Consider the following 3,742-nt stretch of genomic DNA (forward strand, 5'->3'; position numbering starts at 1 on the left):
GAGATTTTCCGCCAGGGGGAGGAACTAGAGGCGCTGTTTCGTACCGGGCGTCAGGCCAACCGGGAAACTCTGAAAGTCGGTGCGGTCGCAACCCTCTCCAGAAACTTTCAGGAAGGCTTCCTGCGGCCCCTGCTGGGACGAAAAGATCTGGAGCTCAAGCTGCAAAGCGGGAGCCTTGACGACCTTCTTCGCCGTTTGTCAGCGCACCGACTCGATCTGATTCTGTCGAATCAGCCAGTACAAGGTGACGAAGAAACGCCCTGGCGCTCACGCCGTATAGCCCGCCAGTCGGTCAGCGTAATCGGGCCGCCGGGCAGCCAGAATGCCCCTGGATTTCCCGATATTCTGCGCGACCGACCCCTGATTCTGCCGGGGCCTGACAACAACATACGGCAGGCCTTCGATCAGCTCTGTGAGCACCACCACATTCACCCTGTAATCATCGCTGAAGTAGACGACATGGCCATGATGCGTTTGCTGACCCGGGACAGCGGGCACTACGCCATACTGCCGCCGGTGGTGGTCCGGGATGAGTTGAGAAACGGCGAGTTGAAAGACTACGGCGCCCTGCCCGGCGTATTCGAGGAGTTTTACGCCATTCGTATCCGGCGCCAGTTTGAGTCGCCGGTATTGCGGGAGTTGATGGCTCAGAAAGCCGAGGAGTTACTGACCTTTTCGGACAATCAATCTGGTTGATTCGGCCTATGTATTACACAAACAGGCCGTTATAGTCGTTGGTGTACAACAATAACAAGGATTATCCATGGCCCACGCTCGCACCCGAAAACCCTCTGTTCTGATTATCGGTACCGGATTCGGCGGAATCGGTATGGCCATCAAACTCAAACAGGCAGGATTTACGGACCTGACTCTGCTGGAAAAAGCAGGCGGTGTGGGCGGAACCTGGCGCGACAACACATACCCCGGTGCGGCCTGCGATGTTCAGTCCCACCTCTACTCCTACTCGTTCGAGCCCAAACACGACTGGAGCCGGAAATTCGGAGCTCAGCCTGAAATCCTCGAATACATGGAAGCCTGTGTTCGCAAATACCAACTGGAGCCTCACATCCAGTTCAATCAGGCGGTAACGTCCGCAACATTTGACGATCACAGCAACCGTTGGCATGTCTTGACTGAAACCGGCGACACATTCAGCGCCGACGTGTTAATCACCGCCACTGGCCAGTTGAACCGGCCAGCCATGCCGAACATTCCGGGGCTCGAGACCTTCCGGGGCACCTGCTTTCATTCCGCCCAATGGCAGCACCATACCGAGCTTCACAACAAGCGCGTTGCGGTGATAGGAACCGGCGCCAGCGCGATTCAGTTTGTGCCGGAAATTACGCCACTGGTCGGGCAACTGGACCTTTACCAGCGTTCGGCCGCCTGGGTATTGCCCAAGCCGGACCGGCCGTTTCACCGGTTTGAGCAAACACTGTTTAAAAAGCTGCCACTGTGGGACCGCCTCTACCGGGGCCTAATTTACTGGAAGAACGAGTCCCGGGCTCTGGCATTCACCCGTTTCTCGTGGATTCTGGATCTGTTCGCCCATCAGGCCCGAAAAGAAGCCCGCCGCTGGGTAACAGACCCGGATAAACTCCACCATTTGATCCCCGATTACCGCATTGGCTGCAAGCGAATCCTGATCTCCAACGACTGGTACCGAGCGGTCAATCAGCCCCACGCCAACCTGCTCACAGACGGCATCGCCCGAATAGATGAGACCGGGATTGTGTCTGAAACAGGCGAGCACCGGCCTGCCGACATCATCATCTTCGGTACTGGCTTCCGGGCCAGCGAGTTTCTTTCGCCCATCCACATTGCCGGCCGTGAGGGTCTGACGCTGAATGACGCATGGACCAACGGCAGCAAAGCCTTCAAAGGCATCTCGGTCAGTGGATTCCCCAATCTCTTCATGCTCTATGGCCCGAATACCAACCTGGCGCACAATTCGATTCTGTTCATGCTCGAATCTCAGTACCGGTACGTGTTAAGTGCCCTGGACGCCCTCTCCCGCTATCCCGGCGCGGCCATGGATGTGCGGGAGGATCGCCAGAGCCGATACTGCCAGGTGGTCCAGCGCGGCCTGGAAGGCAGTGTATGGGATGCTGGCTGCAGCTCCTGGTATCTGGACGAGCATGGGCGAAACACCGTGAACTGGCCCGGCTTCACCTTCAGTTACCGGTTTGCGACCCGGTCAGTGGATACCGCCGACTACCAGTTTCTTGACCCGGTGAACGCCTGAGCCCGGCAGCACGGAACCGCCCCGCCGAGGTTTCTCATGAGTTTTAAGCCAGGGTTGAATCAGGCACTTAAACATAGGATGATTGGATCACCATATAGAGGGATGATCCATTATGCTAACACCAATCCGCAAAGGGTCGCTGGTCGAAACCGCCATTGACAGTCTCCGGAAAACGATTGAGAGCGGGGAATGGCCGGTAGGTACTCGCTTACCCGTTGAGGCAGAGCTCTCGGAGGCTTTAGGGATCAGTCGCAATACAATCCGCGAAGCCGTAAGGGTTCTGGTGCACGTTGGCATGCTGGAAACCCGACAGGGAGACGGGACCTACGTGCGCGCAAACAGGGACGCCGGAGAAACACTTCGGAGAATTGCCCGAAGCCGACTGGCAGAACAGATTGAGGTCCGGATTACGCTGGAGACGGAAGCGGCGCGCCTGGCAGCGACGCGCCGCAACGAAGCGGATCTTAAAGCCATGACCGAGGCCCTGGATGCGCGAGCGGCGGCCGGAGAGGTCATTGCCGAACGTATACGGCACGACGAGCGGTTTCATCACTCGTTGGTACGAGCATCTCACAATTCTGCGCTGATTGAGCTCTACGACTATTTCTCTCACGCGGTTAGCCAGACCATCGAGCGAACCGAAATGGATTCAGACCTCCCGGAACCCAGCCAGGAAGCCCACGAACTGCTGTTGGCAGCCATTCGCCGGAAAGATGCCGATAAAGCGGAGGCACTGTCGAGGGCGCTTCTGACACCAAGCCTCAATGCCCTCAGTGGTAAGGAGTAAGCTGTGAAATTCCGGATAGACACCTTTACCCTGCTGTTACTTGGCGCCATTGTGCTCGCCTCGTTCCTGCCGGTGACGGGACAGGCGGCAGAAGCGCTCGGCACCGCAGGCACCATCGCAGTGGCCTTACTGTTTTTCTTTCATGGCGCAGCCCTGTCCAGACAGCAGATCATCGACGGCGCCACCCATTGGCGGCTGCACATCCTGATTACCGCCCTCACCTTCGTGTTTTTCCCCCTTGCCGTACTGCCGGTCAATGAGCTGAGCACTATTGCGCCCGAGTGGATGCCCAAAGACCTGGGGCTGGGTTTTCTGTATCTGGGCGTGCTTCCATCCGCTGTATCTTCTTCGATTGCCTACACCGCCATGGCCCGGGGCAACGTACCGGCTGCCATCTGCAGTGCGGCCGCATCCAATGTGTTCGGCATGATGCTGACACCGTTTCTGTTGCTGCTCCTGGTATCCACCTCGGGCGCCGGAGAGTTCTCGGTTGCCGAGGCACTGAAAGACATCGTGCTTCAGCTACTGCTGCCATTTGCGGTTGGCCATGCCCTGCGCCCCTGGCTCGGCGGCTATCTGTCACGCAATGAGTCACTGATGGCGCGCTATGACCAGTGTGTGATCTGGATCATCGTATACTCCGCCTTCTCTCACTCCGTGGTCAGCGGGTTGTGGCAGAACCTTCCGGTACAGGCCATCGTCCTGGCGAT

At 57.9% G+C, this 3,742-nt stretch carries 4 protein-coding genes; all 4 read left to right on the forward strand.

Features of this window, described 5'->3' with window-relative positions; genetic code table 11:
* On the forward strand, positions 1-696 hold a 696-nt coding region (locus tag B3Y70_RS03800), incomplete at its 5' end, for a LysR substrate-binding domain-containing protein (protein ID WP_288589216.1).
* 67 nt (positions 697-763) lie between these two features.
* Positions 764-2,245 carry a flavin-containing monooxygenase gene (locus tag B3Y70_RS03805; protein WP_286894295.1) on the forward strand — a complete coding sequence of 494 codons (1,482 nt, stop codon included), beginning with the start codon at positions 764-766 and terminating at the stop codon, positions 2,243-2,245.
* A 112-nt stretch (positions 2,246-2,357) separates the two neighbouring features.
* On the forward strand, positions 2,358-3,032 hold the full coding sequence (locus B3Y70_RS03810) for a FadR/GntR family transcriptional regulator (protein ID WP_288589217.1): 675 nt from the start codon (positions 2,358-2,360) through the stop codon (positions 3,030-3,032).
* Between the two features lie 3 nt (positions 3,033-3,035).
* Positions 3,036-3,742, forward strand: a 707-nt coding sequence (locus B3Y70_RS03815; protein ID WP_288589218.1) for a bile acid:sodium symporter, incomplete at its 3' end; no start/stop codon positions are given.

The organism is Marinobacter sp. UBA5687 (assembly GCF_002420325.1).
Lineage (GTDB): Bacteria > Pseudomonadota > Gammaproteobacteria > Pseudomonadales > Oleiphilaceae > Marinobacter > Marinobacter nauticus.

Coding starts and splice junctions, on each gene's coding strand:
- B3Y70_RS03805 (WP_286894295.1), top strand. CDS start 764: ATGGCCCACGCTCGCACCCGAAAACCCTCTGTTCTGATTATCGGTACC.
- B3Y70_RS03810 (WP_288589217.1), top strand. CDS start 2,358: ATGCTAACACCAATCCGCAAAGGGTCGCTGGTCGAAACCGCCATTGAC.